At 49.5% G+C, this 21,975-nt stretch carries 14 protein-coding genes; 5 read left to right on the top strand and 9 right to left on the bottom strand.

What is annotated here, in order from left to right; genetic code table 11:
- Positions 1–23: 23 nt before the first annotated feature.
- Entirely contained in the window at positions 24–2,633 is a 2,610-nt protein-coding gene (gyrA, locus tag BQ9893_RS03035; RefSeq protein WP_075964682.1) for a DNA gyrase subunit A, read from the bottom strand.
- A 371-nt stretch (positions 2,634–3,004) separates the two neighbouring features.
- Between gyrA and BQ9893_RS03030 the strand changes: the two genes are divergently transcribed.
- The 3 genes from BQ9893_RS03030 to ybaK are packed head-to-tail and all read left to right on the top strand — an operon-like array spanning position 3,005 to position 8,240.
- On the top strand, positions 3,005–5,593 hold the full coding sequence (locus BQ9893_RS03030; RefSeq protein ID WP_075964681.1) for an ATP-dependent Clp protease ATP-binding subunit: 2,589 nt from the start codon (positions 3,005–3,007) through the stop codon (positions 5,591–5,593).
- A gap of 12 nt (positions 5,594–5,605) precedes the next feature.
- On the top strand, positions 5,606–7,732 hold the full coding sequence (locus BQ9893_RS03025; RefSeq protein WP_075964680.1) for a Tex family protein: 2,127 nt from the start codon (positions 5,606–5,608) through the stop codon (positions 7,730–7,732).
- A gap of 22 nt (positions 7,733–7,754) precedes the next feature.
- Positions 7,755–8,240: a Cys-tRNA(Pro) deacylase gene (ybaK, locus tag BQ9893_RS03020; protein ID WP_075964679.1), complete on the top strand. Its 486-nt coding sequence runs from the start codon at positions 7,755–7,757 to the stop codon at positions 8,238–8,240.
- Between the two features lie 142 nt (positions 8,241–8,382).
- Here ybaK and BQ9893_RS03015 read toward each other — a convergent pair whose 3' ends face one another.
- Positions 8,383–8,784, bottom strand: a complete 402-nt coding sequence (locus BQ9893_RS03015) for a lipocalin-like domain-containing protein (RefSeq protein ID WP_075964678.1) — start codon at positions 8,782–8,784, stop codon at positions 8,383–8,385.
- Positions 8,785–8,892: 108 nt separating this feature from the next.
- Between BQ9893_RS03015 and BQ9893_RS03010 the strand changes: the two genes are divergently transcribed.
- Positions 8,893–10,008, top strand: coding sequence for a glycoside hydrolase family 43 protein (locus tag BQ9893_RS03010; RefSeq protein ID WP_075964677.1), 1,116 nt, complete (start codon positions 8,893–8,895; stop codon positions 10,006–10,008).
- 68 nt (positions 10,009–10,076) lie between these two features.
- Here the strand turns inward: BQ9893_RS03010 and hisB are convergent, their stop codons facing one another.
- The 7 genes from hisB to BQ9893_RS02975 all read right to left on the bottom strand — a co-directional run bounded on the left by hisB (position 10,077) and on the right by BQ9893_RS02975 (position 20,654).
- Positions 10,077–11,204, bottom strand: coding sequence for a bifunctional histidinol-phosphatase/imidazoleglycerol-phosphate dehydratase HisB (hisB, locus tag BQ9893_RS03005; RefSeq protein WP_075964676.1), 1,128 nt, complete (start codon positions 11,202–11,204; stop codon positions 10,077–10,079).
- Positions 11,205–11,292: 88 nt separating this feature from the next.
- Positions 11,293–12,324, bottom strand: a complete 1,032-nt coding sequence (hisC, locus tag BQ9893_RS03000; protein WP_075964675.1) for a histidinol-phosphate transaminase — start codon at positions 12,322–12,324, stop codon at positions 11,293–11,295.
- The gene (gene hisD, locus BQ9893_RS02995) at positions 12,321–13,610 is read right to left on the bottom strand and encodes a histidinol dehydrogenase (RefSeq protein ID WP_075964674.1); all 1,290 of its coding nucleotides are present in this window, start codon (positions 13,608–13,610) and stop codon (positions 12,321–12,323) included. The genes hisC and hisD overlap by 4 nt, the downstream gene beginning before the upstream one ends.
- 3 nt (positions 13,611–13,613) lie before the next feature.
- Positions 13,614–14,465, bottom strand: a complete 852-nt coding sequence (hisG, locus tag BQ9893_RS02990) for an ATP phosphoribosyltransferase (protein ID WP_075964673.1) — start codon at positions 14,463–14,465, stop codon at positions 13,614–13,616.
- A 284-nt stretch (positions 14,466–14,749) separates the two neighbouring features.
- Entirely contained in the window at positions 14,750–17,296 is a 2,547-nt protein-coding gene (locus tag BQ9893_RS02985; RefSeq protein WP_075965380.1) for a M1 family aminopeptidase, read from the bottom strand.
- A 22-nt stretch (positions 17,297–17,318) separates the two neighbouring features.
- Positions 17,319–17,774: a DUF4268 domain-containing protein gene (locus BQ9893_RS02980; protein WP_075964672.1), complete on the bottom strand. Its 456-nt coding sequence runs from the start codon at positions 17,772–17,774 to the stop codon at positions 17,319–17,321.
- 15 nt (positions 17,775–17,789) lie between these two features.
- Positions 17,790–20,654 carry a M16 family metallopeptidase gene (locus tag BQ9893_RS02975; RefSeq protein WP_208610801.1) on the bottom strand — a complete coding sequence of 955 codons (2,865 nt, stop codon included), beginning with the start codon at positions 20,652–20,654 and terminating at the stop codon, positions 17,790–17,792.
- A gap of 143 nt (positions 20,655–20,797) precedes the next feature.
- Between BQ9893_RS02975 and BQ9893_RS02970 the strand changes: the two genes are divergently transcribed.
- Positions 20,798–21,964, top strand: coding sequence for a mechanosensitive ion channel family protein (locus tag BQ9893_RS02970; RefSeq protein WP_075964670.1), 1,167 nt, complete (start codon positions 20,798–20,800; stop codon positions 21,962–21,964).
- Positions 21,965–21,975: the final 11 nt, after the last annotated feature.

Here is a 21,975-nt window from a genome sequence, read left to right as displayed (position 1 = left end):
ATTAATATTCTATTTTGTTTAAATTATTCCTCCGTTGTTTCTTCTGTATCGTTTGCATTTTCATTGCTTTCGACATCATCAGAGACATCTTCGAAACCGGTATTCTCTATCGGATGTTCATGACTTGCCGCATTTTCTGAAGCTTCGCGTTGTGCTTTTTCTTCGGCGATTTCTTCTTCAGTCTGTGACAGTACTTTACATACAGAGGCGATTTCGTCATTACGTTTCCCTAAATTGATCAGGCGTACTCCTTGTGTCGCACGTCCGATGACATTCAGATCGGATACCTTCATACGGATTGCGATACCGGATTTATTAATGATCATAATATCGTTTTCTTCCGTAACATTCTTGATGGCAACAAGTTTACCGGTCTTTTCCGTAATGTTGATGGTTTTGACACCTTTACCTCCACGGTTCGTAATACGATAATCTTCGATATTGGAACGTTTGCCGTAACCTTGTTCGGACACTACCAGTACGGTTTCCTTTTCTTTGTCCTTGACGCAAACCATTCCTACGACTTCGTCGTTCGGATCGTCATCAAGTGTCATGCCTCTCACTCCGGATGCGGTACGGCCCATAACGCGTACTGCGTTTTCGTGGAAACGGATGGCACGTCCGTTGCGGTTTGCAATCAGGACTTCATTGTTGCCGTTTGTCATACAAACTTCGATCAGGCCGTCGTCTTCACGCAATGTGATGGCATTCACGCCATTCTGGCGGGGACGGGAATATGCTTCCAGCAGTGTCTTCTTGATCACGCCTTTCTTTGTGCAGAACAACAGGTAATGAGAATTGATAAACTCTGTATCTGTCGTCAGTTTCTTTACGCGGATGAAGGCATTGACTTTGTCGTCTTGTTCGATGTTCAACAAGTTCTGGATCGCTCTTCCTTTCGAGTTCTTTGCTCCTTCCGGGATTTCGAATACTTTCAGCCAATAGCATTTTCCTTTTGCTGTAAAAATCAGCAAGGTGGCGTGCATGGAAGCCGGGTAGATGTATTCCACGAAATCTTCATCACGTGTTTCAGAACCTTTGGCCCCTACTCCGCCGCGTCCCTGAGCACGGAATTCACTGAGCGGCGTACGCTTGATGTATCCCATGTGGGAGATGGTGATGATCATCTCGTCATCCGCATAGAAGTCTTCAGGATTAAGCTCTTCTGAGGCATAGACGATGTCTGTCTTGCGCTCGTCTCCGTACTTGTCCTTGATTTCCTGCAACTCGTCTTTGATGACTTTCATACAAAGATCGTCATTTTCCAGAATTTCCTTCAAATATGCGATTAATTTTTCGATTTCTTCATATTCTGCACGAAGTTTGTCTTGTTCCAGGCCTGTCAACTGGCGAAGTCTCATTTCCACGATGGCGCGAGCCTGTACGTCCGACAGGGAGAAACGTTCTTTCAGCCGTTCGACGGCTTCAACCGGGCTTTTAGACGATTTGATGATCGCGATGACTTCGTCGATATTGTCGGAAGCTATGATGAGACCTTCCAGGATATGGGCGCGTTCTTCGGCTTTCTTCAAGTCGTATTTCGTACGGCGGATCACGACTTCATGTCTATGGTCGACAAACGCTTTGATCAAATCTTTCAGATTGAGCAATTTGGGGCGTCCGTTCACCAGGGCGATATTGTTGACGCTGAAAGAGGACTGCAATGCCGTCATCTTGTACAGCTTGTTGAGCACGACGCTCGAATTTGCATCTCTTTTCACGTCTACGACGATTCTCATGCCTTGGCGGTCCGACTCGTCGTTTACATTCGATATGCCGTCTATGCGCTTTTCGTTCACTAAATCGGCAATGTATTTGATCAGTTCGGCTTTATTTACACCGTAGGGTATTTCCGAAATGATAATCTTCTCGTGGTTGTTTTCCGTCTCGATTTCTGCTTTGCCTCGCAGGACAATGCGCCCTTTACCTGTTTCGAAGGCATCTTTTACGCCGGCATATCCATAGATGGTTGCGCCGGTCGGGAAATCCGGTGCTTTGATATATTGCATCAAATCAGCCACTTCCATTTCTCCGTGGGCATCGATGTATGCCATACAGCCATCCAGCACCTCGCTAAGGTTGTGTGTCGGCATGTTTGTTGCCATACCGACGGCAATACCGGAAGCACCGTTTACCAGCAGGTTCGGAATGCGAGTCGGCAATACGGTCGGTTCTTTCAGCGTATCGTCGAAGTTAAGCTGGAAATCAACCGTGTCTTTGTCTATATCGCGAAGCATTTCTTCGGCAAGCTTGCTTAACCTTGCTTCCGTGTAACGCATGGCGGCAGGGCTGTCGCCGTCCACCGAACCGAAGTTTCCTTGTCCATCCACCAGTGTATAGCGCATAGACCATGTCTGTGCCATACGAACCATTGCGAAATAGACGGACGAGTCGCCGTGTGGATGGTATTTACCTAAAACTTCACCAACAATTCTCGCAGATTTTTTATAAGGTTTGTCGGATGTGTTACCTAATTCATTCATCCCGAATAAAATACGACGATGAACCGGTTTAAAACCATCCCTAACATCCGGAAGGGCACGCGAAACTATGACAGACATTGAATAGTCAATGTATGCCGATTTCATTTCCTCCTCGATGTTAATCTTAATAATTCTGTCTTGATCAACCATTTAGTTTTATATTAATTACACTCAATATCTCACCTTTCAAAAAGTGCACTAAGGTAAGGCTTTTCCGTGTATCACGAAAGTTTTTGGCTCGAAATTTTAGAATTTACTTGTCCGGGGAGATCCGGATCCAAACTATCAAAATGAAACTACCACCCCATGAAAATGGGATTAGTAGGGCATGTTTTTAGAATTACACTATAGGGTAATATTTTTTAACGTTTCTTTATGGTGGAATAAGCTTGTTATTTATGATAATATGACAAATTTGCTTTCGTCTGCTTTATTTTCTTTTAAGGAATAATGGCACGGATTTTGTTAGATATATAGCGAGAGTTTATTACATTTGCATGATCACAGTACATTATTATAATATGAAAAATAACTATTCAAAGAGATTAATGGACGTTATTGAATATAGCCGCGAAGAAGCAGCAAGGCTTCAGAACAGTTATATCGGACCGGAACACTTAATGCTTGGAATTATTCGCGACGGCGAAGGGAAAGCCGTGCAGGCCCTGCGTGAACTGAATGTCGACGAGTGGGCTATTAAAGGAAAGATCGAACAAGAAATCAAGAATACAATCGATGCCGAAGAAGCTGTCCAGCATGACATCGCCATCAGTAAAACAACCGAGCGTGTCTTGCGTATGAGCATGCTTGAATCGCGCTTGTTCAAGAAAGAAGAAACCGGAACGGAACATCTGCTTCTGGCCATTCTGAAAGAAGAGTTTAACGTTGCGGCAAAAGTGCTGAACGAAGCGGGCATAACGTATCGCAGCATATATAATTACCTGGTGAGCGGTACGGGTTTGAAGCGCATGGAGGATTTTGCCGGTGAAGACGTTGCCGAACATTTTGAGGAAATCAGCGATGGTTACACAGACGATGATGAAGACGAAGACGATGATTTCTCTTCCCGTCGGGAGTCTCCCCGCTCCTCTTCCGGAGCCGGATCGGCACAGCCCAAATCGCCGAACGACACGCCTGTGTTGGATAACTTCGGTACGGATATGACACGCGCGGCAGCGGAAAACCGCCTCGACCCGATTGTCGGACGCGAGAAAGAAATCGAACGCCTGGCGCAGATATTGAGCCGTCGCAAGAAAAACAATCCTGTTCTGATCGGCGAACCGGGTGTCGGCAAATCGGCGATCGTGGAAGGCTTGGCCCTGCGTATCATCCAGCGTAAAGTTTCCCGCGTATTGTTCGACAAGCGCGTGATCAGCCTGGATATGGCCTCTATCGTGGCAGGGACCAAATACCGCGGCCAGTTTGAAGAGCGTATCAAAGCGATCCTGAACGAACTGTCGAAGAACCCGAACATCATTCTGTTTATCGATGAGATACATACGATCGTCGGTGCGGGTTCGGCTTCCGGTTCAATGGATGCCGCCAATATGCTGAAGCCGGCTTTGGCCCGTGGCGAAATACAATGTATCGGCGCTACGACGCTCGATGAATACCGTAAGAATATCGAGAAAGACGGAGCGTTGGAACGTCGTTTCCAGAAAGTGATCGTCGATCCGACAACAGCGGAAGAGACGTTGCAAATCCTGCAAAACATCAAGGCCCGCTACGAAGAACACCACAACGTGATCTATACGCCCGAAGCCCTGCAGGCTTGTGTGAAGCTGACGGAACGTTACATCAGCGACCGCAACTTCCCCGATAAGGCGATCGATGCGTTGGATGAAGCCGGTTCTCGCGTACATATATCTAATATCACGGTTCCGAAGAGCATCGAAGAACTGGAAGCCAAGATCGAAGCGACCAAGACGGAGAAGCTCGCGGCCGTTAAGTCGCAGAACTTCGAGCTGGCAGCCAGCTTCCGCGACAAGGAGCGCCAGTATCTCCTGCAGCTGGAAGCGGCCAAAGCGAAATGGGAACAGGAATTGCAGGAACACCGCGAAACGGTGGATGAAGATAAGGTGGCAGAAGTTGTAGCCATGATGTCAGGAGTTCCCGTTCAGCGTATCGCAAAAGCTGAAAACCTGAAGCTGCTCGAAATGGCCGAGAACCTGAAGAAGAAAGTGGTCGGCCAGGATGATGCCGTCCAGAAGATAGTAAAAGCGATCCAGCGTAACCGCGTCGGGCTGAAGGATCCGAACAAACCGATCGGGACGTTCATGTTCTTAGGACCGACAGGTGTCGGCAAGACTCATCTGGCCAAGAAATTGGCTGAATATCTGTTTGATTCGGCAGACGCTTTGGTCCGTATCGACATGAGCGAATACCTTGAAAAGTTTGCGGTGTCCCGTCTGATCGGTGCGCCTCCGGGATATGTAGGTTATGAAGAAGGCGGCCAGTTGACCGAGAAGGTCCGCCGTAAACCCTACTCTGTCGTCCTTCTGGATGAAATCGAAAAAGCGCATCCGGACGTGTTCAACCTGCTGCTGCAAGTCTTGGACGAAGGCCGTCTGACTGACAGCCTTGGCAGACGGATAGACTTTAAGAATACGATTCTGATCATGACATCCAATATCGGTACACGCCAGTTGAAAGACTTCGGCCGTGGTGTCGGTTTCAGTTCGCAGGCAGCCGGTGAACCGGATAAGGACTTTTCGCGCAGTGTCATCCAGAAAGCGTTGAACAAGGCGTTCGCTCCGGAGTTCCTGAACCGTGTGGACGACATCATCATGTTCGACCAACTGGATAAGGAAGCGATCCATAAGATCATCGATATCGAGTTGCAAGGCCTTTACAAACGTGTGGCCGGCCTGGGATATTCATTGGAACTGACAGATGCCGCCAAAGATTTTATCGCCACCAAAGGCTATGACATCCAGTTCGGGGCACGTCCGCTGAAACGCGCCATCCAGAAATACCTGGAAGACGAAATGGCTGAAATGATTATCCGTGCGTCTGTCGGCGAAGGAGATACGATCGTTGTCGACTTCGATAAGGACAAACAGGAAATCGTCACGAACGTAAAGAAGAGCGAACAGGCATCCGAATCCTGATTTTTAGAATATATGGTAACATCATTTCATACGCTGATCTCCCGCAGCCTGAACATTCCGGCCGGACAGGTGGAACGGACCATCGGGTTGCTGGGAGAAGGAGCGACAATTCCCTTCATCAGCCGGTACCGCAAAGAGGTGACCGGAGGACTGGATGAAGTCCAGATCGGCAATATCAAAGACCAGTTGGACAAGTTGACCGAACTGAAGAAGAGAAAAGAAAGTATCTTGTCTTCTATAGAAGAACAAGGCAAACTGACTCCCGAACTGAAAAAACGGATCGAGGATTCGTGGGACAGCACCGAAATAGAAGACCTGTATCTGCCCTACAAACCCAAACGAGTCACCAAAGCGGAGATCGCCCGCAGGAAAGGGCTCGAACCTCTTGCCAAAGTTGTGATGATGCAGAACGAACGGGATTTGTCCGCCCGCGCGGCGACCTTTGTCAAAGGAGATGTGAAGAGCGAAGAAGATGCGTTGCAAGGAGCACGCGACATCATTGCCGAATGGGTGAACGAGAACGAAGAGGCACGTAACGCCGTCCGGAATTCATTCTCGCACACAGCGGTTATCACCTCCAAAGTCGTCAAAGGAAAAGAGGAAGAGGGCGCCAAGTACCGCGATTATTTCGAATTCAGCGAACCGCTGAACCGAACGAGTTCACACCGCCTGCTGGCCCTGCGCCGAGGCGAAGCGGAAGGCATTCTGCGTGTAAGCATTTCACCAGACACGGAGGGCTGCCTGGATCGTCTGAAACGCCGTTTCGTGAAAGGACGGGGCGAAGCGTCCGACCAGGTATCGGCAGCCGTAGACGACTCTTTCAAGCGCTTGTTGAAACCTTCCATCGAAACCGAATTTGCCAACCTGAGCAAGGCGAAAGCCGACGAAGAGGCGATACGCGTGTTTGCCGAGAACCTGCGCCAACTGTTGTTGGCGCCGCCATTGGGACAGAAGCGCGTGTTGGGTGTCGATCCCGGCTACCGTACCGGTTGCAAACTGGTTTGCCTCGATGCGCAAGGGACATTGTTGCATAACGAAGCGATCTATCCCCATCCGCCCCAGAACGAAAAAAGCAAAGCGGCTGCCAAAGTGGCACAATTGGTCGCCACATACGCCATCGACGCCATCGCTATCGGGAACGGGACGGCAAGCCGCGAGACGGAACAGTTCATCACCAATATCCGCTACGACCGCAAGGTGCAGGTATTCGTGGTCAGCGAGAACGGAGCGTCCATCTATTCCGCCTCCAAGATCGCCCGCGACGAGTTTCCCGAATATGACGTGACGGTCCGTGGCGCCGTCAGCATCGGCCGTCGCCTGATGGACCCGCTTGCCGAGTTGGTCAAGATCGATCCGAAAAGCATCGGTGTCGGGCAATACCAGCATGACGTCGAGCAGGGCGCCCTGAAAAAGAGTCTCGACCAGACGGTGGAAAGTTGCGTGAACCTGGTTGGCGTGAATGTCAACACGGCAAGCAAACATCTGCTGACCTATATCTCCGGACTCGGTCCGGCACTGGCACAGAACATTGTCGACTACCGTACCGAACACGGGCCTTTCCGGTCCCGCCGCGAACTGCTGAAAGTGCCCCGCATGGGAGAAAAGGCATTCGAACAAAGCGCCGGTTTCCTTCGTATTCAGGGAGGCAAGAACCCGTTGGACAACTCGGCTGTCCATCCTGAAAGTTATCCGATCGTCGAACAGATGGCCAAAGACTTGAAATGTACTGTCGCCGAGCTGATCAGCAATAAGGAATTGAAGAAAAAGCTCGACTTGAAGAAATATGTAACGGACAAAGTCGGGATGCCGACCCTGCTGGATATCATGGAAGAACTGGACAAGCCGGGACGCGATCCGCGCCAGACCATCCAGGTATTTTCTTTCGATCCGACAGTCAAAACGATCGAAGACCTGAAAGAAGGGCAAGTGCTGCCGGGCATCGTCACCAACATAACGAATTTCGGCTGTTTTGTCGATGTCGGCATCAAGGAGAACGGACTGGTTCATATATCCGAGCTTGCAGATCGCTTTGTCAGCGATCCGACGCAAGTCGTCTCGATCCATCAACATGTGAAAGTGAAAGTGTTAAGTGTCGACCTCGTGCGCAAACGGGTCGGGCTTTCTATGAAAGGAATATAAAAAACAGCTTTTTATAGTAGCGATGAAAATCAACAAAACAAACGTAGCACGCCTTCTGGACAAAGCCAAAGTCGCTTATCAGTTGGTTCCTTATGAAGTAGATGAAAACGATCTGAGCGCGACACACGTTGCCGGCCAGTTAGGCGAGAATGTCGCGCAAGTATTCAAGACGCTTGTCCTGCACGGTGACAAAAGCGGGTATTTTGTCTGTGTCATTCCCGGTGCCGACGAAGTCGATCTGAAAAAGGCTGCCAAGGTCTCCGGCAACAAAAGCTGTGAAATGATCCCGGTCAAGGAACTCCTGCCCCTCACCGGCTATATCCGTGGCGGCTGTTCCCCCATCGGCATGAAAAAGCATTTCCCGACCTACATCCATCACACAGCCGGACAGTTCGACCACATTTATGTCAGTGCCGGACAACGGGGTTTGCAAATACGGATCGCACCGGAAGATCTGATCCGGGAAGCACGGGCGGAAGTGGCGGATATCATAAAGAAAGACGAGTAGTATGTATCATTTTTAAAACATATATGATTTGAATGCAAAACATAGGTGTTTTGAAATCAAATCATATATGTTTTGAAAAGGGATGTTTGCCGCTTTTCAAGGAGAGGATTTGCGGTTGCCGGAATATGCCCGGCCTTTATCTTTAGAACTTCCGGAACGTATACGTTTTTCCCTCGCAGCTTAGGATCAGTTGCTTGGTGTTCAGTTTATCGATTGTATAAGTTTGTTTAGCTGAATTCCAATCGGTATAAGGCAGGAATTTACTGACCGGACCCGGATCGTTCTCCAACTCCAACAACAATGTTTTTTCTCCTTCCAACGCGTTGTAACCATATTGATGGCGGAAAGAATTGGTTTTTGCGACATACACCTGGTACATAAACAAAGAATGTTCAAAATTGAAATAAACCGTATCGACATTCTGCACGTCGCCGCTTGTTTCCACCTTCTGTAATTGCCATTTACCGAACAGTTTGGATTCTGTGCCTTTACTGCATGAGGCGAACAGGATCACACAAAGCGCTATCAATGTATTTCTAATCATACTATATACTCTTTTTCTGCTTAAATCGGGAGTCAAAGGAAAGGAAATAATTTCAAATTCGTATATTTGTCGCTATTTATTATGTGTTTTTAATTTTACAGACATTTTATGAGACAAATGAAACAATTTGTAATATTGCTTTTAGCAGTATTCACTTTTTCTTCCTGCACACACAAAGTGCAGAAGGAACAACAGGAAGAAGAAGGTATCGTGCATACCAATCCCCTTCCCGTGCAGTTTGGTGATCCGTATGTATTGCTGGCTTCGGACGGCATATACTATATGTATGGAACAGGCGGAGGCGCCGTCGACGGCTTCAGTGTGTATTCCTCTCCCGACTTGGTGAACTGGAAAGCCGAAGGACAGGTGTTCCGGGGTAACGTTCCGGGATCATGGGGAGTCGCCAACTTCTGGGCTCCGGAGGTGTACGAACGGAACGGGAAGTTCTATATGTTGTACAGTGCCGACTGGAAAGAAAACCCGACTAACGAACTGGAAAACTTCCGTATCGGAGTGGCCGTTGCAGACAAACCGACAGGCCCCTTCAAGGAGTTATCCGACAAACCTTTGTTTGATCCGGGCTATCCGGCTATCGACGGGAACCTGATCGACGACGAGAATGGACGGACCTATCTGTATTATTCCCGTTGTTGCTACAAACATCCGGTGGAAAGCGAAATTGCCGAACAGGCTAAAAAAGAAGGAAAGTTCGACGAGATAGAGGAAAGCTGGATATACGGCATCGAGGTAAAGCCGGATTTGACAGAGGTGATCGGCGAACCGGTCCTGCTGCTCCGTCCGCCTGTAAAACTGGACGACACGCAATCCGAATGGGAAAGCCGCTCCGTTACTTCGGGCGAGATCAACCGCCGTTGGACGGAAGGACCTTACACGCTGAAAAAGGGAGATACTTACTATATGATGTATTCGGCCAATTATTATAAAGGCAAGAATTATGCTGTTGGCTATGCAACGGCAAAAAGTCCGCTCGGCCCGTTTGTCAAATCGAACGACAATCCTGTACTTCAAAAAAATGTGGAGCAAGGTGGCATCGTTACCGGTACGGGACACAACAGCGTGACCTGGTCAAAAGACGGCAAGCAGATGTATTGTGTTTATCATGGTTACACCCAGAAAACGGGAAACCAGCGGGTCGTCTTTATCGACAAGATGGGAATCGATGAGAACGGCAGGCTTTATGTGGAAGGACCGACGGCGGAGTAATTATAATTTATGATTTTAGATTTATGATTTATGTGTCGACAATAAATCATAAATCTAAAATCATAAATCTACAAAGTTCCTTTCGTGCTCGGCAGTTCAAACCTGTAGATATCGCGTCGGATGGCCATCTTGATGGAACGGGCCAAAGCCTTGAAGATACCTTCGATCTTGTGGTGTTCGTTCGTGCCTTCCGCTTTGATGTTCAGGTTCATGCGGGCTGTATCGCTCAGGCTCTTAAAGAAATGCAGGAACATTTCGGTCGGCATATCCCCTACTTTCTCACGGTGGAACTCCGCATCCCAAACCAACCAAGGACGTCCGCCGAAATCAAGCGCCACACTGCACAGGCAATCGTCCATCGGCAGACAGTAACCGTAGCGTTCGATCCCTCTCTTATCGCCCAAAGCCTTTAACAAAGCTTCTCCAAGCGCAATAGCCGTATCCTCTATCGTATGATGTTCGTCTACTTCCAGATCCCCTTTCACCCGTACCGTCAAGTCGATACCCGAATGTTTCCCAATCTGGTCGAGCATATGGTCGAAGAAACCGAGACCGGTGGAAATCTCCGTCCGCCCATGTCCGTCCAAGTTCACATCCACAAAAATGTCTGTCTCCCTTGTCGTTCGTCTAACAGTGGCCCGGCGTTCTCCGGCAAAAAGATATTCCGTGATCCGGTCCCAGTCGTCCGTAATCAGGACGGGAGAAATAGCCGTATTCTCCGTGAGTAACTGTCGGGCCTCGTCGTCATCCGGACGAAGCCATATCCCTTTTGCCCCCAAATTGACAGCCAGCTGCATATCTGTCAGCCGGTCACCTATCACATAGCTGTTTGCCAGGTCGTATTCGCCGGACAGGTAGTTACCCAACATGCCCGTGCGAGGTTTCCGGTTCGGAGAGTTTTCTTCCGGAAAAGAACGGTCGATCAGGATATCGTCGAAACGGATCCCCTCGCCTTCCAATGTCTTCAACATCTTGTTGTGTGCCGGCCAGAACGTCTCTTCCGGAAAAGAATCCGTACCCAACCCGTCCTGGTTCGTCACCATCACAAACTCGAAATCCAACTGCTTACGGATAAAGTACAGGTTGCGGAATACCTTCGGATAGAATTCCAGCTTCTCCAGGCTGTCCAGTTGATAGTCTACCGGCGGCTCTATCACAAGCGTCCCGTCCCTATCTATAAATAAAGCTCTTTTCATTGATGATTTATGATTTATGATTTATGATTTGAGATTTATAATTTATGACGTGTCATTTCATAAATTATAAATCTCAAATCATAAATCCCTACATTCTTTTAAGCGCATTAATCAAAGCATCGTTTTCACCCGGTTTGCCAACCGTAATTCGAAGGCAGCCGTTACACATGGTCACGTTAGTCCGGTTGCGGACAATGATTCCCTGTCTGACCAGATTCTTATAGACCGTATCGGCGTTTGTCACATCGACCAGGATAAAGTTTGCATCCGTAGGATAAATCTTGCGCACGCAGTTCAACTCCGGTAATTCGGTCTGCAAACGAATCCGTTCGGAGAGGATCGAACGAAGTTGGCTTTCCATCTGTTCCTTGTTTTCGAGCATATACAAGGCACGTTCCTGAGTCAGCAGATTTACATTGTACGGATATTTGATCTTATTGAGGATCGCGATGATTTCGGGAGAAGCAAAAGCCATTCCCAACCGGATTCCGGCAGCTCCCCATGCTTTCGACATAGTCTGCAGGACAATCAGGTTCGGAAATTTGTCCAGCTCACCCAAGAAAGAAGGTTCGATGGAGAAATCGACATAAGCCTCGTCGATCACAACGATTCCCTGGAAAGTATTCAATACTTTATAAAGGCGATCACGGCTCAGGTTATTTCCCGTCGGGTTGTTGGGAGAACACAGGAATATCACCTTCACCCAATCATCTGCCGCTTCCAGAAGGCTGTCCGTATCCAGGTCGAACTTTTCGTCCAGCTTGATCTTCCGGAACTCTACGTTATTGACATTGGCCGCCACTTCATACATACCGTAGGAAGGATCGATGCTCACGACGCTGTCGATAGACGGTTCGCAAAACGCACGGATAATCAGATCGATCGGTTCGTCACTCCCGTTCCCCAGGAAGATAGACTCGCGTTTCACCCCTTTGATCTCCGCAATCTTTTTCTTCAGTTCCCATTGCAAGGGATCGGGATATCGGTTGTACGGTCTGTTAAACGGATTTTCGTTCGCATCCAGGAAAACAGAGGCATTGCCTTGAAACTCGTCTCTGGCAGACGAGTACGGCTTCATGTTCCAGACATTGGGTCTGACCAAATTTTTTAAGTCTTTCATAATGTTTTCAATCTGATTGTTACTGCATTCTTGTGTGCATCCAACTGCTCGTTGGCTGCCATTGTCCGGATCGTTTCGCCCAACCGCTTGATACCGTCGGCCGTGATCTCCTGGAACGTGATCTTTTTGATAAAGCTGTCCAAGTTCACACCACTGTAGGCTTTTGCATATCCGTTGGTCGGTAATGTATGGTTCGTCCCGGAAGCGTAGTCACCGGCGCTTTCCGGCGTATAGGGTCCCATAAAGACACTGCCTGCATTCTCTATCTGTCCGGCAATATCAGCATAGTCGGCCGTCTGGATAATCAGATGTTCCGGTGCGTACAGGTTGGTGAAGTCGATCACTTCCTGTTTATCCTTCAGCACGATAAGACGGCTGTGGCTCAACGATTTTTCCGTGATCTCCTTACGAGGCAGCCGGTCCAGTTGTTCCCGGATCGCTTGCATGACCGGTTCGACGACGCTTTCGGATGCCGTCACCAGCATGGCTTGGCTGTCCACGCCATGTTCCGCCTGGGAAAGGAAATCGGCGGCGATAAAAGCCGGATTGGCCGATTCATCCGCTATCACTTCCACTTCGGAAGGACCGGCAGGCATGTCGATAGCCACCTCTTTCAGGCTGACCAACTGTTTGGCCGCTGTCACATACTGGTTACCGGGACCGAATATCTTATAGACCTTCGGAACCGATTCTGTTCCGTAAGCCATCGCCGCTATGGCCTGGATTCCCCCGGCCTTGAATATTTTGCTGACACCTGCCGTTTCCGCTGCAAAGAGGATGGCAGGGTGTACCTTCCCTTCCCTGTTCGGAGGCGTACAAAGCACGATTTCCTTACAGCCGGCAATATGTGCCGGGACAGCCAACATCAGGACGGTAGAGAAAAGAGGAGCCGTTCCGCCGGGAATATACAAACCGACCTTTTCTATCGCGACCGCTTTCTGCCAGCAGGTGACACCCGGTGTCGTCTCCACCTTCTTCCCCGTAAAACGTTGTGAGGCGTGAAATAGTTCTATATTGTTCTTTGCCTGGCGGATAGCCTGTTTCAGGTCTTCAGGCACGAGCTCTTTCGCTTCTGCCAATTCCTGTTCTGAAACCTGCAACCCTTTGAAAGTGGCAGGATCTATTTTGTCGAACTTTTCCTCATACCTGATAACGGCAGCATCTCCTCCCTCCCGGACTTCATCCAGCACCGTACGAACAGTGTCGAACAGTGTCGTGACATCCAGTGCCGGACGCTGGGCTAATGAAGCCCATTCTTCTCTTGACGGATATTTGATTACTTCCATAATTTATAAGATCATTTTCTCGATCGGTAACACCAATATACCTTCCGCTCCCAACGATTTCAATTTACCGATGATTTCCCAGAAATGTTTCTCCGCAATAACGGACTGGACAGACACCCAGTTCTCATCGGCAAGCGGCGTGATGGTCGGGCTCTTCATGCCCGGCAGCACTTCTATGATCTCGTCCATCTTGTCTTTCGGAGCGTTCAGCAATACATACTTCTTGCCTTCCGCTACCTGGATCGCTTCGAAACGGAACAACAGTTCGTCCAGGATAGCTTGTTTTTCATCCGACAGGTTGTTGTTGGCAATCAACAAAGCTTCGCTCTCCATGATGACTTCCACCTCTTTAAGCTGATTGCTCACCAGTGTACTGCCTGAGCTGACGATATCGAAAATCGCATCCGCAAGGCCGATGCCCGGAGCGATTTCCACAGAGCCGCTGATTACGTGAAGGTCTGCTTTCACGCCCTTTTCAGCCAGGTAAGTCTTCAGTATTTCCGGATAGGAAGTTGCGATCGTTTTTCCTGAGAACCATTCCACCCCTTGGTAGTCTTCATCTTTCGGAATGGCGAGTGAAAGACGGCATTTACTGAATCCCAGACGTTTGATCAGCTTGGCCTCCTGCCCTTTCTCTACATATTCGTTTTCGCCTACGATACCGACATCGGCAACGCCATTGGCTACTGATTGTGGAATATCGTCATCGCGCAAGAACAAGACTTCCACCGGAAAACCTTTTGCCGACAACAGCAAAATACGTTTTCCTTTGTTCAGTTTAATACCGGCTTCTTCCAAGAGAAGCATTGTTTCATCGTAAAGACGACCTTTTGATTGTACTGCGATTCGTAACATTGTTTATTTCGTTTATATATATTATTCCAGAAACAAAAAAAGGCTCACCGTAAACGGCAAGCCTTATTCCTTTATATCATATGTTTCTACATACCACACAGCCCACCGAACTATTGCCCGTTGTAATGATGATGGTGGAGATGCAGAACTAAACTTTTCATTTGTTATTATTTTTATGCTGCAAAGTTACAAAAATAATTGAATTGACAAATAAAACTTACAAAAGATTAGCTTAGCGGGGCTATTTTTTTATTATGAGACCTGTTTAGCCCCGCTAATCCCGGTTATCTGTACAAATGGTCCGCCTGCTGACGGATTTTATTCGAAAGCAGGACCGGATAGTCCGGATAGGCGGCAAAGAAGTCGTCCACCTCTTTCCTGGCTTCCGGCGAAGTATGTCCGCCCAGCAAAGCCCGTACCCAGCTGCGCGGGAAAAAGATATCTCCCGTACGTTGCACATCCTGCAAGATTTCCAGAGCCGGACGGATATAACCGACCGCTTCTTTCTGGCGCAACTGGCAGTTCAGGTTCGACAAGGCAGCCGAAGCCCACGGTTCGACACGACGGTTCTCGGCTACGAGCAGAGAAGCAAACACACTGTCGCGCACTTCCTTTCGGGGAGAAACGGAGGGCGAGATGAACGCATATTGCCGTTTGCGGTCCGGGTTGGTGATCCGTGCTTGCTGGGTTGCAACAATTTCATCGGCTTTGTCAGGCATTTGGATTGCCAGGCCGTAGGACAGGCTGATATAATCGTTTTCGCTCAGCGAACATCCGGCAGGCGCTTTTTGGTCTTTCCAGAGCGCGTATAGTTTTCCGACCGCTTCCGGCGAACGGGCAACGGAACGATATTGGCGGAACGCCTGCAGACGTTGCTGGGGTTGTTCTGCCGTTGTCACGATTTGCCAGAGCACCTGTTCCAGTCTCTCCGGATCAGCGAGATAGAGACGCTGGCAATTGCCGGTATATCCGAGGGCGGCCGAGAACAACAGAGAATTGTTTTCCGTAGGCAGATAATCCAACATCGCTTCCATATAAAGCTCTGCAGGGATCGTCCGGTTCAATAAATTCTCGTACAACGTAATCAACAAGGAACCTCTCAACACCTCGTCCTTGCAAGCGGGAAGGTTGGCCAAACAAGCCTTCGCATCTTTCTCAAGCAGGCGGAAGAAACCATATCCTTTGCCATCGGCGTTGGGCATGACGAAACAGCCTTCGCCCGCCTGCCTTTTCAACACCTTGAGGCATGACGCCTGTTCTTTTCCAAAGGAAACTTGCACGTCCTCCGTCCCTCCGTCGGGATAGACAACCAGAAAAGACAAATCTTGTTCCCACAGCAGCCCACGTCCTAACGGATCTTTCTGCGAGACCTGCAACGATTTGCCATCTTCGGATATCACTCCACATATCTCCGGCATGCCCTTTTCATTCACCCAAACCCGGCTCCAGGCTGCCAGATCGTCGTCCGTATATTTGTCCAGGATACCGATCAAGCCTTCCCAAGTCGCATTTCCGTATGCATACGTCTTCAGATATTCCCGGATCCCATTCCTGAAAGGCTCCTTCCCCATTTTCTTGATCAGCATTTCCAGGATAACCGGAGACTTGTCATAGATGATATTACCGTACATCAGTCCGGCATCCCGCATGTTCTCCAGTTGCTGCTTGACCGGATTGGCTCCGGCAGTACGGTCTTCGGAATAGGCCGCGGGGATATAGTCGAGCATGAAATTCAGGGAATGGTTCACCTCCGGAAACAGAGGCTCGATCATCTGGGAGGCATAATAATTGGCAAAGACCTCTTTTGTCCATACATCATTGAACCACTCCATCGTCACGAAGTCGCCGAACCACATGTGCGACGTCTCGTGCGCAATCAGGGAACTGCGTGACAGACGCTCGTTCAGTGTCGGGTTTTCGTTCAGGAACATCCGCCCGTCCGTATATAAAGTCGCTCCCGTATGTTCCATTCCGCCGAACTGGAATCCCGGTAAAATGATCAGGTCGTATTTGGCGAAAGGATACGGTATCCGGGTATATTCCTCCTGCCATTCGAGCGCGTCGAACACTTCGGATGCGATGTCGGGACACTGTGCCACTTTCTTCGGGTCGGTCTCGCGATGGTAGATCGAAATATTCCGTCCGTTGCGCGAATATGTTTCTCGTGTCAGCTTACCGGCGACAAAAGAGAAAAGATAGGTGCTGAGCGGTTCCGTCTCCCGGAAAGAAACCCGCCTGCGTCCGGCGACGGAAGTCGAATCCTCCTGCTCGATTGCCCCGTTGGCGACAGCCTGCCAGGAAGACGGAACCTCCAACGAGAGGGTGAAAATCGATTTCATGTCCGGCTGGTCGAAACAAGGGAAGAGCGTACGCGCCCGGTCGGGAACCAGCAACGTATAAAGAAACTCGTCCCGGCGGTTCAGCGACTGGTCGTTAGCCGTAAATTCGATGCTCACGCGATTCTCTCCTTCTGCCACCTCTTTGGCGTCGACCACGATATGTTCGTCCTTCACTGTATAAGGAACTTTCCGGCCGTTCAACAAAACCGAGGCGACCTGTTCCGGTTCTCCCCGGAAGTCTATGATAACAGGCTGTTTTTCACGAATGGCAAGCGTTATTTCCGCTTTGCCTGTGACGGCCTCCTTGCGGGATTCGGGGATGGAGAAAAAGAGGTTGTAACGTACTCCCTCGAAATGTTCTTTCCTGAACTGAGCCAATTCCCGGCTGACTCCCGGTTGCAACAGCGCCGTATCCGGCGCAGGACTACCGCAAGCACTTAAGAATGCGATAGAAGCTATACCAATAAATTGTTTAAACATGACACAAACCATCATTCAAAAATCATAAATATCCCTATTCCCTTAAATACTCTGCTATGGACATGAAGTTCCGTTCCAACAGATACATCTGGCTTGCCATAAAGGAGAAAAACTCTCCCCAGTCCTGACGGCGGTGAAAATCGATTCCGGATTTGGATGTATAAATACGGGCTACCTGCTTTCCCGTGTCACGCACGAAGCAAATGTCCCAGGTCAATCCCTCCGGGAAATCCTTTTCCAGCGTCTCCTTATACCACGTCAGGCGTTCGAACATTTCCAGACGGGCTTCTTCGCCCTTATGGTTCACTTCGAGGATGACAAACGCCCCATCTCTTGTCGCATCGAATTTAAGTTCAACTCCTTTCACTTTCGTATCATACAAAGTCCATATCTTCTTGCGTCTTCTCAGATACGGCTGTACTTCACAAAATGCGGCGAAACTTTCCCAAAATTCAAGTTTCAGGTTCTTGAGTTCGTCTTTACTATACACGCTTTTTAAAAATTGTCAATTGTTATAGATTTCTTTCTTTTTCACTTTGACTATCGTGCCGTATCCGGCCAGCTTCTTCATATCGATGTGTTTCCGGTTCCCGGCAATCACGTAAACGACCGGGCGGCCATGAATCTGCTCCTGGTAGAAACGGGAAATATCCTGCATATCCATCGTAGCGATATCCTGCAGGAATTCTTCAGCCGGATCACGGTCGAAACCTTCCATCCGCGCACTCGCCACTTTTTCGGAAAGGCTGCGGAAAGGCGGATAATCGTTGTTGATATGGTTGGTCAACGTCTGTTTGACCGCCTCCACCCTTTCCGGTTTCAACGGCATTTCCCGGATCAGCGAATCCAGTACGCCCAACGCATCCAGCGTCTTGTCGCTCTGAGTGGACAACATCGCCGTAAAAGATCCGGCAGCTCCCTTATGCACATGGTTCGGCAACTGATACCGCCCGCTTGTCCGGTATGCAAAAGAACGGAACTCCCTTATCTCCTGGAACATCAGCGACGACATATCGCCCCCGAAGTAGATGGAGAACAGTTGGGAAGCATGGCGGGAAGCATTGTCGTCGACAGGATCGCCTTTGACATAGCCGTAAACGATGCTCTGTGCCATATCCGGCATATCGATAAAAAAGACGGTCGGCCGGTCGTATTGCTTCAACTCGCGGTAATAGGGAGAATGAGTGGCCACGGTCGTCCGCTCCAACGGGATATGCCGGCGAATCGTCCCGATCACCTTCTCTGCGGGCAATGTGCCGCAGTAATGAAGGTCGCACTGCATGCTCCGTACCTTATCGTAGGCCGCCAGCAGGTCTTTGCCCTTCAACTTCCTGACCTGCGAGAGTGAAAGCTTGCGCAGGTAACGGGATTGGCCACCATATTTCACCTGTTCAAGCAAGGCCGACGCCACATTGTCGCCCGACTTGAAAAAAGCTTTGTTCGAGACTTTGGCCTCGTCCACAACCTGGCGGAGCTTCTTGTCGTCTGCCTTCGCATGGCGGATAAAGTCGCCCACGAGTTCCATCGTCTCGTCGATACGGTTATCGAAACCGGTCACCTTCATGACAAAAGCATCGGGCGTCACGTCGAAAGCAAGCGTGCTCCCGATCGATTGCAAGCGGCCGCGGAACTGTTCGAAAGACAAAGAATCGGTCCCTAACAGTTGCAGGTAGTTGGCGAGCTGCATCAACACCGGTTGTTCCAACGCGCCTATCCCATAGGATATATTGAAGGTGAAAATATCGTTCAGCGGATTGGGCGTCGTGTACAACGTCACCAAAGGAGCCAGCTTCGACGTCTTCACATCCTTCTCGAAATCGATGATACGCGGCGCCACGTGCTGTTCCGGTATCTTTTCCAGCTCTTCGGCATAAGAAGACGAAGCGTCTGCATGCCGGGGAACGACCGGGGCAAAAGCCGGTTTCGGCAGATTGTCCTTCGGGTATTTTCCCGTGCTCTTGGTTACGCACAGATAGTTATTACTGAAATATTTTTGGGCGACACGCACGACATCCTCTTTCGTAATGGACTCGATCCGTGCTACCTCGTTCAGATAATCGTCCCAACTCTTTCCTTGCGAGAACAGATTCATCATGACCGTCGCACGCGAGTCGATATTCTCCAATGCGGAAGCATACTGACGTTTCTGTTCCAGCTTCAGGCTGCTGAACACATCGTCGCTGAAGTCTCCGTTCTTCACCCGGTTGATCTCGTTCCAGACCATCTTTTCGGCCGAACCGTACGACTGGACCAGCAACTTCGGCATAATGGCGATCGCAAGGATCCCCGCCTCGTTCAAGCTATTGTGGATGGCAACGGCTCCCATCAGCTTATGTTCCACCATCAGTTTGTCCAGATAGCCCGTGCCGTTGGTGTTGTTCAGCAGGTTGACCGCTATATTCAGGGCAACCTGGTCCTCGTGGTTGGCCGGAACGCCCCGGAAACCAAACGCCATCGCCTTGATAAAGGGGATCGGGAACTTCACCTTCATTCTCTCCCGCCCGTTGAACGGCGGGAGCATCACCTTCTCCTGCTTCGGCACATTGCCCGGACGGATGCGTGAAAAGTCCTTTTCCAGTATAGGCATAACCTGCTGCGTATCGAAATCGCCGCTAAGGACCAGCGCCATATTGGAGGCCACGTAATAGTCCTCGAAGAACTTGCGCATTTCCGTCAGCCGCGGATTCTTGAGGCTCTTCGTGCTGCCGAGAATCGGGTAAGCATACGGGTGCGGGCCGAAATAGCGTGCCATCAACGTGTCCATCACCTGGCCGCCGATGAAGTCTCCGTACATGTTCTTCTCCTCATAAACCGTTTCCAGTTCGCTTTGGAAAAGGCGGAAGACGGGGTTGATCAGGCGTTCGCTGTTGATCTCCGCCCATTGGACCATATATTGCGGGGAAAACGTATTGAAATAGAATGTGGCGTCGTACGAGGTCGCCGCGTTCAGCCCGGAACCGCCGAACCTGCTGATGAGCCGGTTGAACTCGTTGGGAATGACATATTCGGAAGAGCGGATGCTCAGCTCGTTGATCTCCTTCTGCAGGCGGGCGCGTGTTTCGGCATCTTCCGTCATGGCCAGTTCGTCGTATTTCATGGCGATGGAATCCAGCAAGACTTTCTCCGACTCGTAGTCGAGCGTCCCGATGCGTTCCGTCCCCTTAAACATCATATGCTCGAAATAGTGGGCGATCCCTGTGCCCGGACAGTCCTTCGCTCCTGCTTTCACGACGATGGCACCGAAAACCTTCGGCTGGCTGTGATCTTCGTTCAGCCAAACGGTCAGTCCGTTTTCCAGTTTATATTCTTTAACTTTGAGAGCGTTCAAGTCCTCTGCTTGCGATTGATAAGAACAACATGCAAATGCCATCATCACTAATTTTAAGTTCACGATCTTTTACAGATTTGTAATATTAGCGTCAAAGGTAAAAAAATTAATCAGATATTTGCAATTGATTATAGTAAACCAAACGAATATTGAGTTGTTATCCAAAATAAAAAAGCAAATACGATATGGTGAACTTAGGCAGTTGGATGAACGGCATCCTGATCGGCTGGGGCGTAGACCCTAAGATTGCCGATACTTTCGACGAGATGATTATCGCTGCATTGCTGGTCATACTGGCGATCGGGCTGGATTACCTGTGTCAGGCGATCTTTGTCGGCAGCATGAAAAAACTGGCGCAGCATACGCGTTACCAGTGGGATTCGTTGCTTCTCAAACGCAAGGTAGCCCATCACCTGGTCCACACGATACCCGCCCTCCTGGTCTACGCCCTGTTGCCTCTGGCGTTTATACGGGGAAAAGGATTGTTGCTTTTGTCCCAGAAAATATGCGCCGTGTATATCGTGTCCGCTTTGCTGCTGGCGATAAACGGTTTTATTCTGGTGTTTCTGGATATGTACAATATGCGGCAAGCAAGTAAGGACCACCCGATCAAAGGGTTCATGCAGGTGCTTCAGGTCTTGCTGTTCTTTATCGGCGGGATCGTCATCATCGCCATCCTGATCGGCAAGTCGCCGGCAAGCCTGTTTGCCGGATTGGGCGCTTCGGCGGCGATCCTGATGTTGGTATTCAAAGATACGATCTTAGGATTCGTGGCGGGCATACAGCTTTCCGCCAACGACATGCTGCGACCGGGCGACTGGATCACGGTTCCGGGATCGAACGCGAACGGGATCGTGCAGGAGATCACGCTGAACACGGTCAAGATACGGAACTTCGACAATACCATCTCCACCATCCCGCCTTACACGTTGGTAAACGTTTCGTTCCAGAACTGGCGTGGAATGGTCGAATCGGGCGGTCGCCGTGTGATGAAATCCATCTTTCTCGACCTCAATACCATCAAGTTCTGCACGCCGGACATGCTCGACACGTTCCGCAAGGAGATCCCGCTGCTTGCCGACTACAAGCCTGACGAAGGCGTCGTGCCTACCAATTCGCAGATATTCCGTGTCTATGTGGAGAGATACCTGACAAGTCTTCCGGTCGTCAATACCGACCTCGATCTGATCATCAGCCAGTTGCAATCGACCGAATATGGCGTGCCGATCCAGATATATTTCTTCTCCCGCAATAAAGTATGGAAAGAATACGAACGTATCCAGTCGGACATTTTCGACCATTTCTTCGCAATGATTCCCAAATTCGAACTGAAAGTTTACCAGTATTCATAAATAAGGCGACA

Source organism: Parabacteroides massiliensis, from assembly GCF_900155425.1.
Classification (GTDB): Bacteria; Bacteroidota; Bacteroidia; order Bacteroidales; family Tannerellaceae; genus Parabacteroides; species Parabacteroides massiliensis.
The sequence above is the reverse complement of the archived record's forward strand: the minus strand, read 5'-3'. Positions and strand labels throughout refer to the sequence as shown.

Coding starts and splice junctions, on each gene's coding strand:
- hisB (WP_075964676.1), bottom strand. CDS start 11,204: ATGAAAAGAGCTTTATTTATAGATAGGGACGGGACGCTTGTGATAGAG.
- BQ9893_RS03030 (WP_075964681.1), top strand. CDS start 3,005: ATGAAAAATAACTATTCAAAGAGATTAATGGACGTTATTGAATATAGC.
- BQ9893_RS02975 (WP_208610801.1), bottom strand. CDS start 20,654: ATGGCATTTGCATGTTGTTCTTATCAATCGCAAGCAGAGGACTTGAAC.
- ybaK (WP_075964679.1), top strand. CDS start 7,755: ATGAAAATCAACAAAACAAACGTAGCACGCCTTCTGGACAAAGCCAAA.
- hisC (WP_075964675.1), bottom strand. CDS start 12,324: ATGAAAGACTTAAAAAATTTGGTCAGACCCAATGTCTGGAACATGAAG.
- BQ9893_RS02970 (WP_075964670.1), top strand. CDS start 20,798: ATGGTGAACTTAGGCAGTTGGATGAACGGCATCCTGATCGGCTGGGGC.
- BQ9893_RS03010 (WP_075964677.1), top strand. CDS start 8,893: ATGAGACAAATGAAACAATTTGTAATATTGCTTTTAGCAGTATTCACT.
- BQ9893_RS03025 (WP_075964680.1), top strand. CDS start 5,606: ATGGTAACATCATTTCATACGCTGATCTCCCGCAGCCTGAACATTCCG.
- BQ9893_RS03015 (WP_075964678.1), bottom strand. CDS start 8,784: ATGATTAGAAATACATTGATAGCGCTTTGTGTGATCCTGTTCGCCTCA.
- gyrA (WP_075964682.1), bottom strand. CDS start 2,633: ATGGTTGATCAAGACAGAATTATTAAGATTAACATCGAGGAGGAAATG.
- hisD (WP_075964674.1), bottom strand. CDS start 13,610: ATGGAAGTAATCAAATATCCGTCAAGAGAAGAATGGGCTTCATTAGCC.
- BQ9893_RS02985 (WP_075965380.1), bottom strand. CDS start 17,296: ATGGTTTGTGTCATGTTTAAACAATTTATTGGTATAGCTTCTATCGCA.
- hisG (WP_075964673.1), bottom strand. CDS start 14,465: ATGTTACGAATCGCAGTACAATCAAAAGGTCGTCTTTACGATGAAACA.